The sequence below is a fragment of the uncultured Shimia sp. genome (assembly GCF_947493595.1).
Lineage (GTDB): Bacteria > Pseudomonadota > Alphaproteobacteria > Rhodobacterales > Rhodobacteraceae > Shimia.
In genome coordinates this window covers 874,909-894,245 of record NZ_CANLRL010000001.1, presented here as the reverse complement: position 1 = coordinate 894,245, position 19,337 = coordinate 874,909, and the positions used below count along the sequence as shown (strand labels likewise).

Here is a 19,337-nt window from a genome sequence, read left to right as displayed (position 1 = left end):
TACGTGGGTTAGGTTAACGCATCCTCAAAAAGCCCAATCTGCACAGCACCATGGCGCAAATCACGGGCAACAATCTGACCCAGATCCGGCAACGGCGTATTTGGCGGCCGCAGGTCTGGAATTTGCACCGTCAAACACCCGGCTCGTACAGCTGCGGTGGTCCCAAAATCACTGTCTTCAAACGCCACACAGTGTGCAGGATCTACGCCCAAACGACGTGCACCTTCTAAATACGGTTCAGGATCAGGTTTATTGGCGGAAACTTCGTTGCCCGTGCACACTGTTTCAAAGAACGACAGGATACCAGCCTTCTCCAAGTGATGCTGCGCGGCGGGACCATGGGTGGAGGTCACCACCGCCATGGGCACATTAGCATTTTGTATGGCCTGAAGCACCTCCTCCGCATGCGGCTTTGTCGGCACGCCACTTGCAACATTTTTTTGATGCAGCAAACGCCAGCGCTGATCAAACTCCGCGACATTTGTTTGTTGAGGCAAAAAATCATGTAACCGTGCGGTGGTTACCTTGCTTGATGTCCCCACCAAGCCGCCAAAAAACGCTTTCGCCTCTTCAGCTGCAATCCCCAGGTCATCGGTCAGCGTCAAAAACGCCTTCAGAAACATGCGCTCCGTGTCCAGAAGCAAACCATCCATATCAAACAGATATGCAGCCGGTGTCTTCAACAATGCCATCACAAGGTACTCCACAAATTTCCGTTAGCGCCAACGTCGCCGCACCCTGCCACCAAACAAAAAACGCCACAAGCCCTCCAAGAGCTCGTGGCGTTCACAAAATCTATCGGTCAGAAATCAGAGATAATCAGCCCGCTGTAGGCCATATTTGGCCATCTTCTCGTTCAATGTCCGCCGCGGCAAGCACAACTCTTCCATAACACCTGCGATGGACCCGCGATGGCGCCGCATGGTGTTGTCAATCAGCATACGCTCAAAGGCTTCCACATATTCTTTCAGCGGTTTGCCTTCTGTAGTCACCACAGGCTGCATCTCTTCGTGATCGCTCATCAGCAACGATGCAATGGTGCCTTCACTGCGGCGGCTTTGCAAAACGGCACGTTCTGCCAGATTGATAAGCTGACGCACGTTGCCTGGCCACGGAGCCTGCAACAACTGCGCAGCCTCTTGCGCACTCACCTTTGGCGCGTCACAGCCGTACTCTTCGCTAAACTGCTCAGACAATCGCGTAAACAGCGTAAGTATGTCTTCACCCCGTTGGCGCAGCGGCGGAACCGTGATCCGCAATGCAGCCAAGCGATAAAACAAGTCAGAGCGCAGCGCATCTTCGCAGGTGCGGTCCTGCTCTTGCATGTTGGAAATCGCAACTATGCGGGTTTCCGCCGGCGTGCCTTGCTCGTTGATCACGTTCAGCAGCTTGGCTTGCAGCGCGTCGCTCAAGCTCTCGATGTCCTCGAGTACCAAGGTCCCTCCGCGCGCTTCTTCAACGGCGGGCAACTGTGTGTCTTCGGGGTTCATTGGCCCAAACAGCCGTTTGGCCAGCGCCTCTTCTTCAAAGGCACCACAGCTCACCAAAACAAACTTCTTGCCCGCGCGGCTGCCCACTGCGTGCAACGCATGCGCCACCAACGTCTTGCCGGTGCCGGTTTCCCCATCAATCAGCACATGCCCATCAGCCTGCCCGAGATCAAGAATGTCTTCCTTGAGACGCGCCATCACTGGGCTCGCGCCAATCAGCTTGTTCATAATCTGATCGCCATCAGACAGCTCACGCCGCAGCGCCCGCGCATCCAAGGTCAAACGCCGCGCATTGGTGGCCTTCTTGGCCAGTTGTGTCATGCGATCCGGGTTAAACGGCTTCTCCAAGAAATCAAACGCACCGACGCGCATCGCTTCCACCGCCATGGGCACGTCTCCATGACCCGTGATCATGATCACTGGCAGCGAACTGTCCGCACCCATCAGCTTTTTGAGGAACTGCATCCCGTCCATACCCGGCATTTTGATATCGGAGATCACAATCCCCGGATATTCCGCGCCAAGCGCCTTCAGCGCATCCTCGGCGCTGGGAAATGTTTCTGTGTCATAGCCCGACAGTGCCAGCCATTGGCTGATCGACTGCCGCATGTCCTGCTCGTCATCAACGATTGCGATCTTCATGCTTTGTGCCACGAATTTACTCCGCTGCTTCAATATCTTCATTCAAGATAGGCAGTTGAACTTCAAATACAGCCCCCTGCCCATCGCCATTGCGTGCTGTTAGCCGTCCACCAAGGTCACTGACGATGCCAGAACTGATCGCCAACCCCAAACCGACGCCCTCACCGGGCTGTTTTGTGGTGAAAAACGGTTCAAAAAGGTTGTTCAAATCCTCAATGCCGGGACCGTTGTCGCGCACTGTCAAAGTGGCTGTTTCCCCTGCTGCCAAAAGAATTTCGATCTCCGGATCGGCCACAGATTCCGTGGCATCCAAGGCATTACGCAGCAGGTTGATCATCACTTGCTCAATCCGCACCCGATCGCCCATCACCCGCACCGGATCCGTCGGCACAATCTTGCTTATACGCACCTGACGTTGGCGCAATTGCGGCTCCATCATCGACAAAGCGGACGCGACAGCATCTCCCATATCGACCACATGGAACTCATCGCCGCCTTTTCGGGCGTAAGATTTGAGTTGCTTGGTAATCGCGCCCATCCGCTCAATCAGGTCATCAATCCGCTGAAACGAGGTCAACGCCTCATCCGGCCGATTGCGCTTCACCAAAAGCTGCGCTCCGGCAAGATAAGTTTTCATCGCCGCCAGCGGCTGGTTCAGTTCATGGCTCACCGCTGCCGACATTTCGCCCAATGCCGCCAATTTGGAACTCTGCGCCAGGCTTTGTTCCGCCACTTCAAGGCTCTGCTGCATCCGTTCCCGCTCGGCGATTTCCCGCTGAAGCCGTAGGTTCAACCCCCGCAATTCCACGCTTTCTCGCTGAAACAACGCCATGCGCAACGCACTTTTGCGCCCAAGAACGTAGAATCCCAACGCTAACAGGATCGCAAACCCCATGATTTCCAGCGCCAGAACAGCGTTCACCTTTTCCCGCACACCAGCGTAGCTGGTGAAACTTGTCATCTGCCAGCCCCGGAACGGGATCCGCGCGCCCATGCGCATTACCGCTTCCCCGCGCAAATACGCATCCGCAGGATCTTGCGCCCAATCTGCTGTCACTTTGATGGCACGTTCAATTGCACCCAAAGCTGGCTGACGTGCCAATGCCTCTGCTTCGGTCAACCCACGCCACCGAGGCTCACTGCTGAGAATGATCGTGCCTTCGCTATTGGCCACCAGAACCGCATCTGAAATCCCGGCCCAGGCCCGCTCGAACTTGTGCAAATCCACTTCAACCGCGATCACACCAAGCGTGGCACCGCCACTTTCCAACCGTCTGGAGTAAATGAACCGATAGGCTCCGGTCTCGTCTCTGGCCGTCGTAAAAAGTGTAACATTGGACCGTAACGCATTGATAAAAAACTCTTGTTCCCGATACATCGTACCAAGACGCGTGCGATCTGTTGCCGCCACGGTGCGCCCGGTCTCGTCCAGCAGCAGCAACGACGCAGCGCCAATTTCATCAACGAAGCTGATCAACCGGGCTGTGGAGCTGGAGAAATCTTGAGAATTCAACGCCCCGATCAACTCAGGGTCTTTGGCCAGCAGTTGAGGCACAATGGCGTTGCGCCGCAACTCGCTTAACAGGTTGCCGGAATAGAGCGCCAACCGAAGCTCCGCCCGATTGCGCGTATTGGCCGTAAATCGATCTGTCAGGAAACTGTTGGTGACCCAGATCGTCACCCCTGCAACCACAACCAACAAGGCCAAGGTCACGCGCGCCCGCCAGCTAGTAGTCGCCGGGCGCAGTTTTTCAGAGGTGTCAGAAGCGTTTTGCGTCATACAAGAACAGTACGCTTACGCGCCGACACCCTCAAGTCACGCTGTGGCAAACTGGTCCATCAACGCGCGGAACATTGCCACCCCGTCTGTGCCACCATGGCCAGTATCCGCCGCCCGCTCGGGGTGCGGCATCATGCCAAGCACACGGCGGTTCTTGCTGACAACACCCGCGATGTCCGCAACGGAGCCGTTTGGATTGTCGGTATAGGTGAACGCAATCCGGTCTTCGTCGCGCAGCTGAGCCAGTTTTTCATCCGTAACAAAGTAGTTGCCGTCGTGGTGCGCGATTGGCACGTTCACAACATCGCCCTTGCTGTAACCAGCAGTGAAAGCTGTCTCTGCACTGGCCACTTCAAGACCAACTGTACGACAGATGTACTTCAGCCCGGCATTGCGGCGCAGCGCGCCCGGCAGCAAACCGGTTTCGGTCAGGATCTGAAAGCCGTTGCAGACACCCAGCGCGTAGCCGCCACGTTCGGCATGCTTGATAAGTGACTGACAAATCGGAGAGTTTGCTGCAATCGCTCCGCAACGCAGGTAATCGCCAAAGCTGAACCCACCTGGAACACCAACCATATCGATGCCTTCCGGCAGCGCCGTATCTTTGTGCCACACCATGGTGACATCTGCTCCGGCCTGCTCAAAGGCCACCGCAAGATCGCGGTCACAGTTGGAACCCGGAAAAACAATGACCGCAGCTTTCATCAGCCCATCTCCACCCAGTAGCTTTCGATCACCGTGTTGGCGAGCAGCTTCTCGCACATCTCGGTCACAGTCGCCTCGGTGGAACCTTCCGCAAGATCCAGCTCAATCACTTTGCCCTGACGTACACCTTCAACACCATCAAAACCAAGACTGCCAAGCGCGTGACGCACGGCCTCACCTTGTGGGTCCAGAACGCCGTTCTTCAGCATGACATATACGCGGGCTTTCATTTGGTCTCTCTCCAATTAGGCATGTGGCGGGATTGTCCCGCTTTTCTTACCAAAAATCGTCTTTCCAACCGCGCCCAAAATAGGGCGCAGATGGCTTAGGTCAGGATCAGCTTACAAGCGTCGGCTTGGGGCCGGTGCCTTTGGGCAGCACACCAAGGCGGCGCGCCACTTCTGCATAGGCATCGGTCAGGCTGCCAAGATCACGGCGGAACACGTCTTTGTCGAGCTTGCGTCCGGTTTCAATGTCCCAGAGACGGCAGCTGTCAGGGCTGATCTCATCCGCCAAAACCAAGCGCTGGAAGTCGCCTTCGTACACCCGGCCAATCTCGATCTTGAAGTCGATCAAGCGGATGCCAACACCAAACATCACGCCGCTCAGCCAGTCATTCACGCGCAACGCAAGACCCAGAATATCGTCCATGTCTTGCTGGCTGGCCCAGCCAAACGCGGCGATATGTTCTTCGGACACCAGCGGATCACCCAAGCTGTCATCTTTGTAGCAGTACTCCACAATCGGGCGCGGCAGCTGTGTGCCTTCTTCAATGCCCAAACGCTTGCTCATGGAACCCGCCGCAAAATTGCGCACAATCACTTCCAAAGGAATGATCTCACAGTTGCGCACCAACTGCTCGCGCATATTCAGACGCTTGAGAAAGTGGGTTGGCACCCCTACCTGTGTCAGGCCGGTCATGAAATATTCGCTCAAGCGGTTGTTCAACACACCTTTGCCATCAATCACGTCTTTCTTTTCCGCGTTGAACGCTGTGGCGTCGTCTTTGAAGTATTGCACAATGGTGCCCGGCTCAGGGCCCTCAAACAGAATCTTGGCTTTGCCTTCATAGATTTTTTTGCCGCGGGCCATGGCTACATTCCTTCTCTTCCGGGATGAGTCCCGAATTTGTTCGCCCTCTTAATGGATGGATAGCATTGTCGCAAGCGCACGGCTTACTCTTGCGACAGGCCATTTGGATGATCATATTATAATTGTGACATCCTATGATTATGGAGGAGTTCATAAATGAACGCATTTGACGACCGCGAAGCCGCCTTTGAGGCCAAATTTGCCCATGACGAAGAGATGAAGTTCAAGGCAGAGGCCCGAGCCAACAAAAAGCTGGGGCTTTGGGCTGCTGATTTGTTGGGCAAGTCCGGCGCTGAGGCCGAAGACTACGCCAAAACCGTGATCGCTGCAGATTTTGAAGAAGCTGGTCATGACGATGTGATCCGCAAGGTTGTCGGCGATTTGGGCGACAAGGCGGATGAGCAAACCATCCGCGCAAAGCGCCGCGAAGGCCTCGCCGCCGCAAAAGAAGAGTTGGCCACCGAGGCCTGATCCGTTCTCAAAACCCTAAAATTTATAGCGCGCGGGCTGCATCCCGCGCGTTTTTTTAGCTCCAATTGTCTTTGTTAAGGCGGCCGAAACCACGCATCCGATAGCGATTTGGGTCACTTGGGACAGGTAACGATTTGGGGCGGGAACCTTGAAGAAATCAAAGTTAAAGATTGCGCAGACCTGTCTGCGCCGGATTTGGCCGTTTGCCTTTGGCGCCGTTTGCCTATGGCTACTTTCTGAGCAGGTTGACGATGTAGACTATGGTGCGCTTTGGGCCTCCGTGCTCTCCGCCTCTGCTTGGCAGTGGGGCCTTGCCCTAACCTTTTCCGCCCTCAGTTTTTTGGCCGTCTCGCGGTATGATGTGATTGCGCAGCGGCATTTTCAGATGCACCGCAGCACCTCAGAAGCCATGTCCGTTGGCGCAACGTCTATTGGTCTGGGTCAAACCTTAGGCGCCGGCGCCGTTGTTGGCACGTTTGTACGCTGGCGCATGATGCCGGATCTGTCGCTTAAAGACGCAGCCCGCATCACAGCTTTTGTCACCGTAACCTTTTTGGCAGCGATGGCCGTAACCATCGCCATCGCCGCATTGGTCCTGCCCACGCCGCATGTGCCGTCTTTCCTCCCACCGGCCATTCTGGCCGTCGCTTTCCTGGTGGTGGTGCTGGCCTTTGTTTTCCCGGTCTTGCCCCGCCAGGGCAGTCGTCTCAGCCTACCAACCCTGCCCGCCATGGCCGCGCTTCTGACATTGTGCTTGATCGACACGATCTTCGCCGCTCTGGCGCTCTACGTCCTGCTGCCACCCGAATTGACGCTCAGTTTTGCCGTCTTGCTGCCAGTCTTCCTTATTGCTCTGGGCGCAGCCATTTTCTCTGGCACGCCCGGTGGTGTTGGTCCTTTCGAGTTGACCCTCTTGGCGATGCTGCCGCACCAACCCGAAGCCGCGCTGCTGGCGGGTGTCCTAGCGTTCCGAGCCATCTACTACGCGCTGCCTGCGCTCTTGGCTGGCTTGGTGTTCCTGCGTCACCTCACAAAACCACGCCCGGCCCGTACGCCTCGCCAACACCGCGCCTATGAAGCGTACGACAACGCGCCCCTATCTTCCGTCAGCCGAGCCGAACTGGGTGTGATCCGTCAAAACGGCGGCGCGCTCCTGTCCTGTGACGCGGGACGCTACGGAGCCGTGCGTATTGGCCAGACCCTGGTAGCCCTGTTTGACCCCATCGAGGGTGACGCCCACGCCATGGCCCGCCCACTCAAACACGCCGCTCGCGCGCAAAACCGCATTGCCTGCAAATACAAAATCTCGGCCCGCCAGGCCGTGAAAACCCGCAAAGCTGGCTGGGCAGTGGTGCATATCTCTGACGAAGCTGTGCTGGCGCCGGCCAAACACACAACCTCCGGCTCCACCTATCGCCAATTGCGCCGCAAACTACGCAACGCCGAAAAAGCGGGCGTACGCGTCTCTCAGCCAGGCGCGCACCAACTGCCACTGGGCGACATGGCAAAAGTCTCTTCTGCCTGGGAGGCCAAACACGGTATTCCCAAAGGTTTGACCATGGGCCGGTTTGAGGACTTTTACGTCGGCTGTCAGACAGTCTTCCTCGCGTTCAAAGACGACCAGCTTGTCGGTTTTGTCAGTTTCCACGCCACTGCCCATGAATGGTGTCTCGACCTGATGCGCGTGCTGCCTGACTCGCCAGACGGCACCATGCACCAATTGGTACAAAGCGCCATCGAAGCGGCTGCCAATGCCGACGTGCCACGGTTCTCTCTGGCCGCGGCACCAGTCCTGCCCGAAGGAAAAACTGCGCTGGAACGAAAAATCCGTGGCTACCACTTCAAACACGCCGGCGGCGCAGGCCTGCGTCAGTTCAAAGCCTGTTTCGCGCCCCGTTGGGAACCACTCTTCATGGCGGCCCCCGGTCCGGCACAGCTCAGCTTGGCCGCGCTTGATCTGACTCGCGCGGTGAACCTGCGCAGCGCTCCGGCAACCCCGATTGCGTGCCAACAAACCGCGCAGCCGGACGCGTACCTGTCCTCCACCTCATAATGGTCTTGCATCAAATTAAGTTGTGCCCCGGCCCTGCCCGTGGCACATCGCTGCGCAACTGACACGCGGTTCCCCGCGCCTTAAGGAGTCTCTGATGACCAACGCCCTCTCCAAGCTTTTGGAAACCCGTGACTGGCTTATGGCCGACGGCGCCACCGGCACCAACCTGTTCAACATGGGCCTCAGCTCCGGCGACGCGCCAGAACTCTGGAACGCCGATGAGCCCCAGAACATCAAAAAACTCTACAGCCTCGCTGTCGACAATGGTTCTGACATCTTCCTGACCAACTCTTTTGGCGGTAACGCATCCCGCCTGAAACTGCACGACGCCCAAGACCGCGTGCGCGAGCTGAACCGCCTCGCTGCCGAAATCGGCCGCGACGTCGCAGACGCTGCTGGGCGGCCTGTGATCGTGGCGGGATCTGTTGGCCCAACCGGCGACATCATGGAACCTGTCGGCTCCCTGTCCCACGCCGACGCCGTAGAAATGTTCCACGAACAGGCTGAAGGTCTGAAAGAAGGCGGCGCTGACGTTCTCTGGCTGGAAACCATCTCTGCGCCAGAAGAATACAAAGCCGCCGCCGAAGCCTTTGCTCTTGCCGATATGCCTTGGGTGGGCACCATGAGCTTTGACACCGCTGGCCGTACCATGATGGGCATGACCTCCGCGGATATGGTGCAAATGGTTGGTGCCCTGCCGAACACACCCCTAGGGTTTGGCGCCAATTGCGGCACTGGAGCGCCCGATCTACTGCGCACCGTGTTGGGCTTCTCCGCTCAAGGCACCGAGACGCCCATTGTGGCCAAAGGCAACGCTGGCATTCCCAAATACGTAGACGGGCACATCCACTATGATGGCACGCCGGAGCTTATGGCAGACTATGCCGTGATGGCACGCGATTGTGGCGCCACGATTATCGGCGGCTGCTGCGGCACTATGCCAAACCACCTCAAAGCCATGCGCGAAGCGCTGGAAACCCGGCCTCGCGGCGAGCGTCCAAGCCTTGAATTGATCGCCGAGAACCTGGGCGGCTTTTCCTCCGCGAGCGACGGCACCGGTGACGACGCCGAAGCGCCGGCCCGCGAACGTCGCGGCCGCCGCCGTCGCAGCTAATCAACAGCAGATTACACGTCAAAAGCCCGGATTTAGTCCGGGCTTTTTGTTTAAGTGTGGTTCCAGTCGTCAGGATTGTCCGAGTTGTTGGGTGAGAGCCCAAGAATGTCCCCTTTGGTGGAACATCCCAGGCCCAACACAGTGCGGTTGGCATAGCCAAAATAGGCCGACACCTGATTGATTTCCAAAATCTCACCATCGCTGAACCCGGCATCCCGCAGCTGAACAATCAGTTTTTCGCTTAGTCCAGCTGCATCACGCGTCAATTGTCGGGCATATTCCATGGCGATCTTCTGCTTATGATCAAGCGGTGCACTCTCAATGTCACGCGTTTCAATCGCCCTGCGAATACCATCCGCCCGCGCATCATCTGCCAGCAACCGTTTCAAGCCGGCAAAATGATGCTCCACACAGTAATCACACTCATTGAGCGAACTGACCCAAACCCCCAAAGTTTCCAAAAACCACTTGGGCATCGTGTTGCCACTGTGATGCAATACATATTTGTAGATCGCCATATGCCCCTCCATCGTGTGGGGCCGCAGGCTGTGCATCATCATGATGTTGTCGACGTTGTTGTCAGGGCCTTTCACCCGATCATAGAGCATCTTCAATTTTCCGTCGGCGTCGTCGTAGGCGACCGTATCGATCCAGGGCATCGCAAAGTCCTTTGAAAGCGAAACACGTCCAGACACAAACGTGCCCCAACCTGTCAAAAAGAAATGCGCCCACCATGCATCGATAACAAAGCAACTATCAAGAAGAAGAACGGGACAGCACGACACGCCTCAAGTCAAAGGAACGCCAAAGACGTTGTTGGCACTCAACAATACCTTGCCCGCTTGATCCGGCTCCTGGCCGAGGCCTGTTCAAATTTACGATACCGCCCGCCGGAATACCGCGCGCAATCCAACGCATGCCCGGCCGCAATCACTGCCGCGCCAATGTCCTGCCCATCCGCATAACACACGCCGATGTAACGATCATAGGACCGCTCTCCGGTCAAATCACAGGACACCTGTTTGCCGCGCAAATAATTCACCGTCCAACGCTTGGCGTCTTTTCCCGCGCGGGTCTTGAGTTCCGGCGCATCAACCCCTTGGAACCGCACTGGCGTGCCGTTCAAAACAATCGTGTCCGCATCGCGCACTTGCACATCCGCCCAAACAGGCGTGGCCGCCAAAATGGCAAACGCAATTAGTCTTTTCATTTTTGGTCGTCAGTCTGTCGTGAGTGAGTGGTAGGTCCGCCCTATCACGTGATCAGACCCGAGTCACATCGCCACCACGACCCGGAAAACCATAGGCAGCCGACCGCCTATGGCTATGTCTTGTCGGAAGAAACCCCGATCAAAAGTTGTGCTTCTCGCGCAGCGCCGCCACAGTGTCGCCATTTGCTGCCAACCACGTGTCAAACGCCGCGACCACATCCGGGCGCGCACTTGTCGAGAGGTGATAATTTGACACCGAATGCGGCAGGCTTTCATCAAACACCAACGCATCTTCATCTTTCCCAAGTTCACGCAAAACCCGCCGCACGACGTCTTGGTTTGCATAAGCGCCGTCGATGCGTCCAACCAACGCCTGACGGACCATGCCGATAAAATTTGCGTTTTCCGCCAAGTCCACGTCACCCGCGTTGATCCGGTCCAGCCAAGAGTACGGCGTGAAACCGAGAACTGTGCCAAGTCTATCCACGTCTTCCACAGGACGTCCAACTTGGTCAGGCAGCACCATCACTCCATCGACCGCTTCCGCGACAACTTCCGAATACACCATGCCTTGACCGTCTTTGAACTCGACTGACCAATAGGCGTTGTCCGGATATTTCAGATCCACATCCCCGGTCACCACTGCCTGCATCAGCCGCGTGATCGGCAGCGCTTTAAACTCGATCTCAAACCCTTCATCTGCCGCAAACGCCGACAATAGATCCGCCCCAAATCCTGAGTAATTTGTGCCGTCCCAATTGTAGTGCGGCAGGTATTCAATATTTTCCACGCCCACAACCAGGCGCTCGGCGCTGGCCGTGCCGGCCACACAAGCCACTGCGAGGCTTGCAACTGCTATCAAGTGCTTCATAGTCTATCTCCAATGGAAATTTGTTCAGACCCGCACCTTCGGGCGCAGAAACTTTCCAATGTGTTGACTTCACCAAAAGCTGAAACTGTTTCAGAAAAGCGCCAATTGTCCGTCGCGCTCAAACGGCACCTCAAACAAGTCACACCGCAGCGCAGGCATATCTTTGTCCAGCCCATATCGCACCCGCGCTTTTTCCACCCGCTGGGCAATCATCTCCGCATAGATGCCCTCGCCGCGCATGCGTTTGTTGAACTCCGCGTGGTACAGCTCCCCGCCATGCATCTCCCGCATCCGCGCCAAAACCTTTGCCGCTCGCCCCGGATACTCCGCCTGTAGCCATTCCTCAAAAAGCGGCGCCACTTCCATTGGCAGGCGCAGCATAATCCATGCCATCCCAGTTGCGCCGGCGTTTGCGGCAGATTTTAAAAGTGCCTCAACCTCATGGTCGGTCAAGCCAGGCACCACTGGCGCCAACATCACCCGTACTGGAATGCCCGCCTCCGTTAAGCGTCGGATTGTCTCCAACCGGCGGTTCGGCAACGGACAGCGCGGCTCCATTGCACGCGACAACGCCCCATCCATAGTGGTCAACGAGATTCCCACCTGCGCCAATCCCCGCGCCGCCATATCGCTCAAAATATCGATGTCGCGCTCCACCAAGGTGCCTTTGGTGGTGATCGCCACCGGATGGTTGAACCGTTGCAAAACCTCCAACACAGACCGCATCACACGGTATCGGCGCTCAATTGGTTGATAGGGATCGGTATTGGTGCCAATCGCCAATAGGCTTGGGGTATACCCCCTGCGTCGCAGCTCTTTCTCCAAAACCTCCGCAGCTTTGGGACGCGCCACCAGTTTGCTTTCAAAATCCAACCCCGGCGACAGGCCCAAATAGGCGTGAGTTGGCCGCGCAAAACAATAAGTGCAGCCATGCTCACATCCTCGATATGGGTTCAACGACCGATCAAACGGAATGTCCGGAGAGGTGTTTCGCGTGATAACCGAGCGCGGCCGCTCTTCGCTCACCTCAGTGGCAAAACCCGCGCGCTCTTCTGGTATCTCCCAGCCATCGTGCACCTCTTCACGTTGGACATCGTAGCGGCTTGCCGCATTGCTCTGTGCGCCGCGCGCACGCCGCCGAGTAGCATCAATAGTGGGCTGTTTGAGATCCGACATCCGTCCAAATTAGAACAAACAAAGAACACATGCAACAAACCCCATGATCTGGATGAGAAACTTTCATCGCATTCATGTTTTTTGCCCTACACGTCGCACGCGGCTTTGGCTATGTCGCTATTCAGACAGTTTGCCCGCTGAAAAAGTTTGAAAGCTGGGGTATAACGAACAGCAACCGGTGCCCATTTTGGGCCCCCGCCAGGGTATTGGAATACGCGCATGTCAGAAGAAGACGACATCATCCTGTCCGAACTCAATGACGAGGAACTTGTCCAACAGATGTTTGACGACCTCTACGACGGTCTCAAGGAAGAGATCGAAGAGGCTGTGAACATCTTGCTGGAACGGGGTTGGGAACCCTACCGCATCCTGACCGAAGCTCTTGTGGGCGGCATGACCATTGTGGGCGCCGACTTCCGCGACGGCATATTGTTTGTGCCAGAAGTGCTTTTGGCCGCTGGCGCAATGAAAGGCGGCATGGCCATCCTGAAGCCTCTGCTTGCTGAAACCGGCGCACCGCGCATGGGCTCCATGGTGATTGGCACCGTTAAAGGTGACATTCACGACATCGGTAAAAACCTCGTCTCCATGATGATGGAGGGCGCAGGCTTCGAAGTGGTTGATCTTGGCATCAACAACGCCGTCGAAAGCTACATGGAAGCGCTTGAAGAGCACAAGCCAGACATCCTGGGCATGTCCGCACTTCTGACCACCACCATGCCGTATATGAAGGTTGTGATCGACACACTGGTCGCACAGGGTCAACGCGACGACTATATTGTCCTGGTTGGCGGCGCGCCGCTGAACGAAGAATTTGGCAAGGCCATTGGTGCTGACGCCTACTGCCGCGACGCCGCTGTGGCCGTAGAAACCGCCAAAGAATGGGTCGCCCGTAAACACAATCAAATGAGCGCCTAATCAGGCCCTCTCCTCTTGCTCACTCCCCGAGCAATTTGATCCGGCCCGCCCTTCACAGGCGGGCCGTTTTTGTTCAAGGTACCGCTATGTCCGGACTGTATTCCACCGATCTCGCCCGCATTCACGCCGAAGGCTTCAACGACACCTTTGACGAGGCACATGACTGGCTCGCCGCGCAAATCCTGCACGGACCAGTCAACGCCCATCTTTTTGATATCGGCTGCGGGGACGGCACCTGGCTATCCGTGGCTGAAGACCGTGGCGTCATGGGCGAAGGCGTCGACCTTTCCCCTGCCTTTGTGGAAATCGCCCAAGCGCGAGGTCTTCTTGTGAAACAAGGCAACGCTGCAGATATCCGCATCCCCAAGGGCACCACAGCCATCACCTGCCTGGGCGAGGTGTTGAGCTATATAGACTCCACCACCAAACGCGACACGCTCCTGCCCGTGGCCCGCGCCGCATTTGTCGCCCTGCCCTCTGGCGGATTGCTGTTTGCCGACCTGATCGGCCCTAGCTGTCTGCCACATGCCCGGCGCAACACCGGAGCAGATTGGCAGATGCGCATCGAGGTCACTGTCGAGCGAGATCGTCTCACCCGTCGCATCGAAACGCAGGTTGACGACCGGTTTGACACGGTGATCCATCAGCAGTCCCGCCGTCACCCCAACAGTACCAAACGTGCGCTCGAAGCCATGGGCTGGCATTGCGAAATTCTCGACAGCTACGGCCCGGCCGGGCTTTTGCCAGGCCGCTTTGCTATTAAGCTGACCAAGCCATGACCCAGCTCCCTGATGACACCACCCTCGCTCAGTCCGGCTTAGCCCCCACAGGCACATCCGGCCGCATTCTGCTGCTCGCCTGTGGCGCGCTCGCCCGTGAAATCCTCGACCTGATCAAACTCAACAACTGGTCCCACATGGACCTCACTTGCCTACCAGCGATCTTCCACATCCAACCGGAAAAAATTGCACCCGCCGTGCGTCAGGCGGTGGCCAAACACCGCGATACCTATGACGATATTTTTGTCGTCTACGCCGATTGCGGCACCGGTGGCCAATTGCAACAGACCTGCGATGAATTGGGCGTTCAGATGGTCGCAGGCCCGCATTGCTACAGCTTTTTTGAAGGCAACGACCGCTTCGCAGAAATATCAGAAGACGAATTCACCGCCTTCTATCTGACCGACTTCCTCGTCCGGCAATTTGACGCCTTTATCATCAAACCCATGGGCCTCGACCGCCATCCCGAGTTACGCGACATGTACTTTGGCAACTACGAGAAACTGATCTACCAAGCGCAAACCGACGACCCGGCCCTCACCGAAAAAGCCAAAGCCTGCGCGGATCGTCTAGGCTTGGCCTTTGAGCGACGTTTCACTGGATATGGCGACATGGCCAAGGCTCTGAAAGCCCTCTAAAAAGAAAGGCGCCCCAAACCGGAGCGCCTTTAAATATCTCTTACGACAATCGCCGCGTTGGCTTGGGATCGTCTGTTTCAACAGATGTCTTCTCGCGTCTGTTCTTCTCAAGCAGAGTCTCAAACGCATCAAATATGCGGTTCATGTGCTTGCTTTTGTAGGGAAAAACCTCTTCATCATCCATGTCATGCACGATCAGCGCGTTGTCGGCCTCAAACACCACCAGATTGCCTTCCGGGTCTTCGGCGCAATCCACGCCAAAATAATCCAGATCAATTGCTTGGGTCAGCGCCCCAAAACCACTTTCGTGACGGTTGGCAAATGTGCTGTCAAAACTGTCCATCCACGCGGCCTCTTCAGCCCGTTTCTCGGCAAATTCTTCCATGCGGGCGTTCAAGTACCAAAGATCCCACTGGTCCGCGATTGCCATGTGACAGGGAAAGGGCTGACCATCGACAAAAATCACCCGATACTTGCGATAAAAGCCGTCTTCTTTCGTGGCATAAGGGATGAACTCGGAAACATAGAATGTTGCCTCGGCACGTTCCGCCAAATAGGCCGCAAGCGCGGCTTGGCTTTCAATCAGCACCAGACCTTCGCCCGCATGACTGCCCACTGGCCGCACAACATAGGGGTAGTCGCCAAACACTGCCAAGCGCTCCTCGCCCGCATCGCCTTGCAGCTCCACACGCTCAAAGCGTTGCGTTTTGGGAAGTGTCAGCCCGCCCCTGCCGGCAAACAGTTTTTCGAGCGTGTCACGCTCCAAATCCACCTGACCAACCGGTAAGTTCACCACTTTGGTGCCAGCCGCCTCAGTCAACGCCCGAACCTTGGCTTGGAAAGCCACGGCTTTTACACTGTCCGCTGGGGCGGCACAAAACGCCACATCGTGTGCGGGCAGTTCAATTTGCGCGTCACTATCTACGTTCAAATAATAAGTGAGGATCTCCACATCCGCGTCCTGCAACAGGAACTCGATGGGTGTATTACCGCCAATATGGCTTGGCTCCGCAAAAACCAGCAGCTTGGTGCGCGCGCCGTCACTCTTCTTCGTGCTAAAAATCTGCTGCCGCTTGAGCGCTTCTTCCTGCCAAGCCAATCCTGCTGCGCGGTTGCCCTGCAACTGATCAATCACCGACAAGTCCATAAAGATGCCATCCGCATCTTTTCCTGTGAACACTTTGCTCAGCAATTCAGTTCGCAGAGGCTGAAGATCAACGCCGTCAAACGCCATCTTTGTCAGGCTCGCAAGCCCGATTCTTTCTTGAGGTTCCATTCTGGCTCCAAATGTAAGTGCCTCTCTGGAATGCCCAATCGTTGTTAAAAATACGTGCAATCAATCATTACAATTTTCGCTATCTGCAAAAACTGCGGCTTTTGGTGAAAATTGATCGAAAACACCTTCCCACACAGGTGTTTATGCCAGTGATGTCACCCACAGAATTGTTGCGTCATCCGCACTTACGGAAACCACATTGTGGCCCATGGATCCGTCATAATAGGCGCTGTCTCCGCGACGCATTTCCACTGGCTCATAAAATTCGGTGTAAAGCATGACCACACCGGTCAACACGTAAAGGAACTCTTCGCCGTCGTGGCGCACCCACCCGTCAAACTCTTCCATGGACCGTGCCCGCACCCGTGCCCGATACGGCAGCATGGCTTTCTTGCGCAGCCCTTCGGCCAACAACTCATGTTCATACGTGGTGGTGACTTGGCGCGTGCCCTCTCCGGACTTCACCAACGCCATACGGCCGTTGACCTGATCTTTGATTGGCGCGGTAAACAACTGCGGCACCGAGATTTCCAATCCCACCGCCAGTTTTTTCACCGCATCATAGGTGGGAGACATCTGGCCATTTTCAATTTTGGACAGGGTTGATCGCGCCAGTCCAGCCTGGCTGGCCGCTTGCTCCAGCGTCCACTTACGGGCTTTGCGCAATTCGCGCACCCGTTCGCCAAGGTCCAGCGGTTCGACGTGATCGTGGCCGCCGTTTTCACGCGCAATCTTGATCAACGATTTTGGGTCTTTTGAACTCATGCCGCGCTTTTATCCTGCACACGCCGTGGCTGGCAACCGCCTCATGCCTCTTGAACCCCAAGCCTTTGCCGCATACCAAAAATACATGAGCTCAGTCTTTGACCAAGGTCCCCCGCCACCCTGCCCTCCGTCTTTCAACATGGCCGCCCATGTGCTGCGCCATGCGGACCGATTGGCGGATAAAGAGGCGCTATGTATCTTATCTTCTGAAACGAGAGAAAGCTGGACTTTCGGCGCCCTGAAGTCTGCCATCCTTGGCACAGGAACCGGTCTTTTGCGGTCCGGTCTTACCCCCGGTGACCGCGTCTTGATGCGCCTTGGCAATACGGTGGAGTTCCCAATTGCCTATCTGGCTTGCATCGCCGTTGGTTTGATCCCCGTTCCTACGTCCTCTGAACTTACCGAAGCCGAAGTCACAAAGATGGCGGAGACTCTTTCTCCAGCGGCAATTTTGCATGACCCTGAGGTTGCAACAACTTCAAAAATGCAAGACAACACTCTGACAACAAAACATCTTCTTGAACTTCACGCCCTCCCCCCTGCCGATTTTGACTTTGGCGACCCCAACCGCCCCGCCTACATCATCTATACGTCAGGCACCTCCGGTGTTCCTCGCGCCGTGGTACACGCCCATCGCGCCATCTGGGCACGGCAAATGATGTTTGAGGGCTGGTATGACTTGCACGAAAATGACCGCCTGCTACATGCTGGGGCCTTCAACTGGACCTTCACGTTGGGCACTGGCCTGATGGACCCCTGGACCACAGGCGCCACCGCGCTGATCCCGGCGCCAAACACCGCGCCTCAAGACCTGCCACAACGCCTACGGGAGAGTCACGCAACCCTGTTTGCCGCCGCGCCGGGAGTGTACCGCAAAATCCTCGCAACATGTGACAATCCGGCGCTGCCAGATCTGCGCCACGGTCTCTGTGCCGGCGAAAAGCTCTCCGAAACTTTACGCGCCAAATGGAATGCAGCCACCGGCAGCAAACTCTACGAAGCTTTTGGAATGTCCGAATGCTCAACCTTCCTTTCGGCCAGCCCGGCTCACCCTGCGCCAAAAGGCACTTTGGGTCGGCCCCAAACCGGCCGTAATATCGCAATCTTGGACAACACTGGCCCGGTTCCTCATGACACCCCTGGCACCATCGCCGTACACAAATCAGACCCCGGTTTGATGATCGGCTACCTCAATGCCCCAGAAGACACCGCTGCACGGTTTCAGGGCGATTGGTTTCTCACGGGCGATCTTGGCCAAATGGACACCGAGGGCCACATCACCTACCTCGGCCGCGCAGACGATATGATGAACGCCGGTGGCTTTCGTGTTTCGCCACTTGAGGTCGAGGCCGCACTCCTGCCATTTCCGGAGATCAGCGCCATCGCAGTGACCGATGTAGAGATCAAAGCCGACACACGCATCATCGCGGCCTTCTATACGTCTGATCACGATCTTGTGGAGGACGCGCTGAAAGCCTTTGCGGAGACCCATCTTGCGCGTTACAAGCAGCCTCGGCTTTACAAACGCCTGCCGGCGTTGCCCTCCAACGCCAATGGCAAACTCAACCGCCGCGCGCTGCGCGATACCTACAAGGCATCCACATGATCAAACTCGACATCATTTCCGACCCGATCTGCCCGTGGTGCCTGATTGGCAAAACCCGGCTAATGAAAGCGCTGGAAGCCGAAGGCGATCATCCTTTTGTCATTGAGTGGCACCCGTTTCAGCTCAACCCGGATATGCCTTCAGAAGGCATGGACCGCCGCGAATATCTGGAAACCAAATTTGGCGGCAAAGACAACGCTGTGAAGGTCTATGCGGAGATCGAGAAACACGCGCGCGACGAAGGTTTGGAGATCAACTTCGCCGCAATCAAACGCACCCCCAATACGATAAACGCTCACCGCTTGATCCATTGGGCGGGCATCGAGAAAAAGCAAAACGCTGTGGTGGATGCCCTGTTTGCCGCCTATTTTAAAGACGGCCGTGACATTGGGGAAATCGACGTTCTGGCGGATATCGCAGACAGTGCAGGTATGGACGCCGCCGTAGTGCGCAAACTTCTGGACTCCGATGCCGACGTTGAAGACATCCAAAAACGCGATGCGCATAGCCGGGAAATGGGTGTGAACTCGGTGCCAACCTTCATTGTTGCCAACCAACATGCAGTGCCCGGCGCACAACCCGCCGAACTTTGGCGCCGTGTGATGGCTGACGTAAAGGCGCAAAACGCCGCTGAGTGAGTCCTGAACCAGCGTTCATTCTTCACTTGTGAACCACAACGCCCCACGCTAACCTAGTTAGGTCGGCCCGCCATTCTGCGGCCTGACCACTCAAGCACGATCACCCAACTGGT

At 56.5% G+C, this 19,337-nt stretch carries 20 protein-coding genes; 8 read left to right on the top strand and 12 right to left on the bottom strand.

Annotated elements, in window-relative coordinates:
- Positions 1-8 precede the first annotated feature (8 nt).
- From Q0955_RS04455 to purC, 6 genes are all read right to left on the bottom strand, one after another.
- Complete coding sequence (locus Q0955_RS04455) at positions 9-692, bottom strand: HAD family phosphatase (RefSeq protein WP_299420395.1); 684 nt, start codon at positions 690-692, stop codon at positions 9-11.
- Between the two features lie 117 nt (positions 693-809).
- Entirely contained in the window at positions 810-2,144 is a 1,335-nt protein-coding gene (locus tag Q0955_RS04450; protein ID WP_299420392.1) for a sigma-54 dependent transcriptional regulator, read from the bottom strand.
- Between the two features lie 4 nt (positions 2,145-2,148).
- The gene (locus Q0955_RS04445) at positions 2,149-3,912 is read right to left on the bottom strand and encodes an ATP-binding protein (protein ID WP_299420389.1); all 1,764 of its coding nucleotides are present in this window, start codon (positions 3,910-3,912) and stop codon (positions 2,149-2,151) included.
- 36 nt (positions 3,913-3,948) lie between these two features.
- A complete protein-coding gene (gene purQ, locus Q0955_RS04440) occupies positions 3,949-4,617 on the bottom strand; it encodes a phosphoribosylformylglycinamidine synthase subunit PurQ (RefSeq protein ID WP_299420386.1) in 669 nt (222 codons plus the stop codon).
- On the bottom strand, positions 4,617-4,847 hold the full coding sequence (gene purS, locus Q0955_RS04435; RefSeq protein ID WP_299420384.1) for a phosphoribosylformylglycinamidine synthase subunit PurS: 231 nt from the start codon (positions 4,845-4,847) through the stop codon (positions 4,617-4,619). Before purS ends, purQ begins: the two co-directional genes overlap by 1 nt.
- 106 nt (positions 4,848-4,953) lie before the next feature.
- A complete protein-coding gene (purC, locus tag Q0955_RS04430; RefSeq protein ID WP_299420381.1) occupies positions 4,954-5,709 on the bottom strand; it encodes a phosphoribosylaminoimidazolesuccinocarboxamide synthase in 756 nt (251 codons plus the stop codon).
- 156 nt (positions 5,710-5,865) lie between these two features.
- Here purC and Q0955_RS04425 point away from each other — a divergent pair, with 156 nt between their 5' ends.
- The 3 genes from Q0955_RS04425 (at position 5,866) to bmt (ending at position 9,347) form a co-directional block, all read left to right on the top strand.
- Positions 5,866-6,180: a DUF1476 domain-containing protein gene (locus tag Q0955_RS04425; RefSeq protein ID WP_299420378.1), complete on the top strand. Its 315-nt coding sequence runs from the start codon at positions 5,866-5,868 to the stop codon at positions 6,178-6,180.
- Between the two features lie 148 nt (positions 6,181-6,328).
- Entirely contained in the window at positions 6,329-8,233 is a 1,905-nt protein-coding gene (locus Q0955_RS04420; protein WP_299420376.1) for a phosphatidylglycerol lysyltransferase domain-containing protein, read from the top strand.
- A gap of 94 nt (positions 8,234-8,327) precedes the next feature.
- On the top strand, positions 8,328-9,347 hold the full coding sequence (gene bmt / locus Q0955_RS04415) for a betaine--homocysteine S-methyltransferase (protein ID WP_299420373.1): 1,020 nt from the start codon (positions 8,328-8,330) through the stop codon (positions 9,345-9,347).
- A 50-nt stretch (positions 9,348-9,397) separates the two neighbouring features.
- On the opposite strand, the gene Q0955_RS04410 is transcribed toward bmt, so the two are convergent.
- The 4 genes from Q0955_RS04410 to Q0955_RS04395 form a co-directional block, all read right to left on the bottom strand.
- Positions 9,398-10,006, bottom strand: a complete 609-nt coding sequence (locus Q0955_RS04410) for a peroxidase-related enzyme (protein WP_299420370.1) — start codon at positions 10,004-10,006, stop codon at positions 9,398-9,400.
- A gap of 164 nt (positions 10,007-10,170) precedes the next feature.
- Entirely contained in the window at positions 10,171-10,557 is a 387-nt protein-coding gene (locus Q0955_RS04405; RefSeq protein WP_299420367.1) for a thermonuclease family protein, read from the bottom strand.
- A gap of 139 nt (positions 10,558-10,696) precedes the next feature.
- Positions 10,697-11,428 carry a transporter substrate-binding domain-containing protein gene (locus tag Q0955_RS04400; RefSeq protein WP_299420364.1) on the bottom strand — a complete coding sequence of 244 codons (732 nt, stop codon included), beginning with the start codon at positions 11,426-11,428 and terminating at the stop codon, positions 10,697-10,699.
- Between the two features lie 90 nt (positions 11,429-11,518).
- Entirely contained in the window at positions 11,519-12,604 is a 1,086-nt protein-coding gene (locus tag Q0955_RS04395; RefSeq protein WP_299420361.1) for a PA0069 family radical SAM protein, read from the bottom strand.
- Positions 12,605-12,823: 219 nt separating this feature from the next.
- Between Q0955_RS04395 and Q0955_RS04390 the strand changes: the two genes are divergently transcribed.
- The 3 genes from Q0955_RS04390 to Q0955_RS04380 all read left to right on the top strand — a co-directional run bounded on the left by Q0955_RS04390 (position 12,824) and on the right by Q0955_RS04380 (position 14,939).
- Positions 12,824-13,522, top strand: a complete 699-nt coding sequence (locus tag Q0955_RS04390) for a B12-binding domain-containing protein (protein WP_299420359.1) — start codon at positions 12,824-12,826, stop codon at positions 13,520-13,522.
- Positions 13,523-13,608: 86 nt separating this feature from the next.
- The gene (locus Q0955_RS04385) at positions 13,609-14,301 is read left to right on the top strand and encodes a class I SAM-dependent methyltransferase (protein WP_299420356.1); all 693 of its coding nucleotides are present in this window, start codon (positions 13,609-13,611) and stop codon (positions 14,299-14,301) included.
- The gene (locus Q0955_RS04380) at positions 14,298-14,939 is read left to right on the top strand and encodes a DUF1638 domain-containing protein (RefSeq protein ID WP_299420354.1); all 642 of its coding nucleotides are present in this window, start codon (positions 14,298-14,300) and stop codon (positions 14,937-14,939) included. The genes Q0955_RS04385 and Q0955_RS04380 overlap by 4 nt, the downstream gene beginning before the upstream one ends.
- A 40-nt stretch (positions 14,940-14,979) precedes the next feature.
- On the opposite strand, the gene Q0955_RS04375 is transcribed toward Q0955_RS04380, so the two are convergent.
- Entirely contained in the window at positions 14,980-16,215 is a 1,236-nt protein-coding gene (locus Q0955_RS04375) for a hypothetical protein (RefSeq protein WP_299420351.1), read from the bottom strand.
- A gap of 141 nt (positions 16,216-16,356) precedes the next feature.
- A complete protein-coding gene (locus Q0955_RS04370) occupies positions 16,357-16,980 on the bottom strand; it encodes an XRE family transcriptional regulator (RefSeq protein ID WP_299420348.1) in 624 nt (207 codons plus the stop codon).
- Positions 16,981-17,065: 85 nt separating this feature from the next.
- Between Q0955_RS04370 and Q0955_RS04365 the strand changes: the two genes are divergently transcribed.
- A complete protein-coding gene (locus Q0955_RS04365) occupies positions 17,066-18,586 on the top strand; it encodes a class I adenylate-forming enzyme family protein (RefSeq protein ID WP_299420346.1) in 1,521 nt (506 codons plus the stop codon).
- Positions 18,583-19,224: a DsbA family oxidoreductase gene (locus Q0955_RS04360; RefSeq protein ID WP_299420343.1), complete on the top strand. Its 642-nt coding sequence runs from the start codon at positions 18,583-18,585 to the stop codon at positions 19,222-19,224. Before Q0955_RS04365 ends, Q0955_RS04360 begins: the two co-directional genes overlap by 4 nt.
- Positions 19,225-19,337 lie beyond the last annotated feature (113 nt).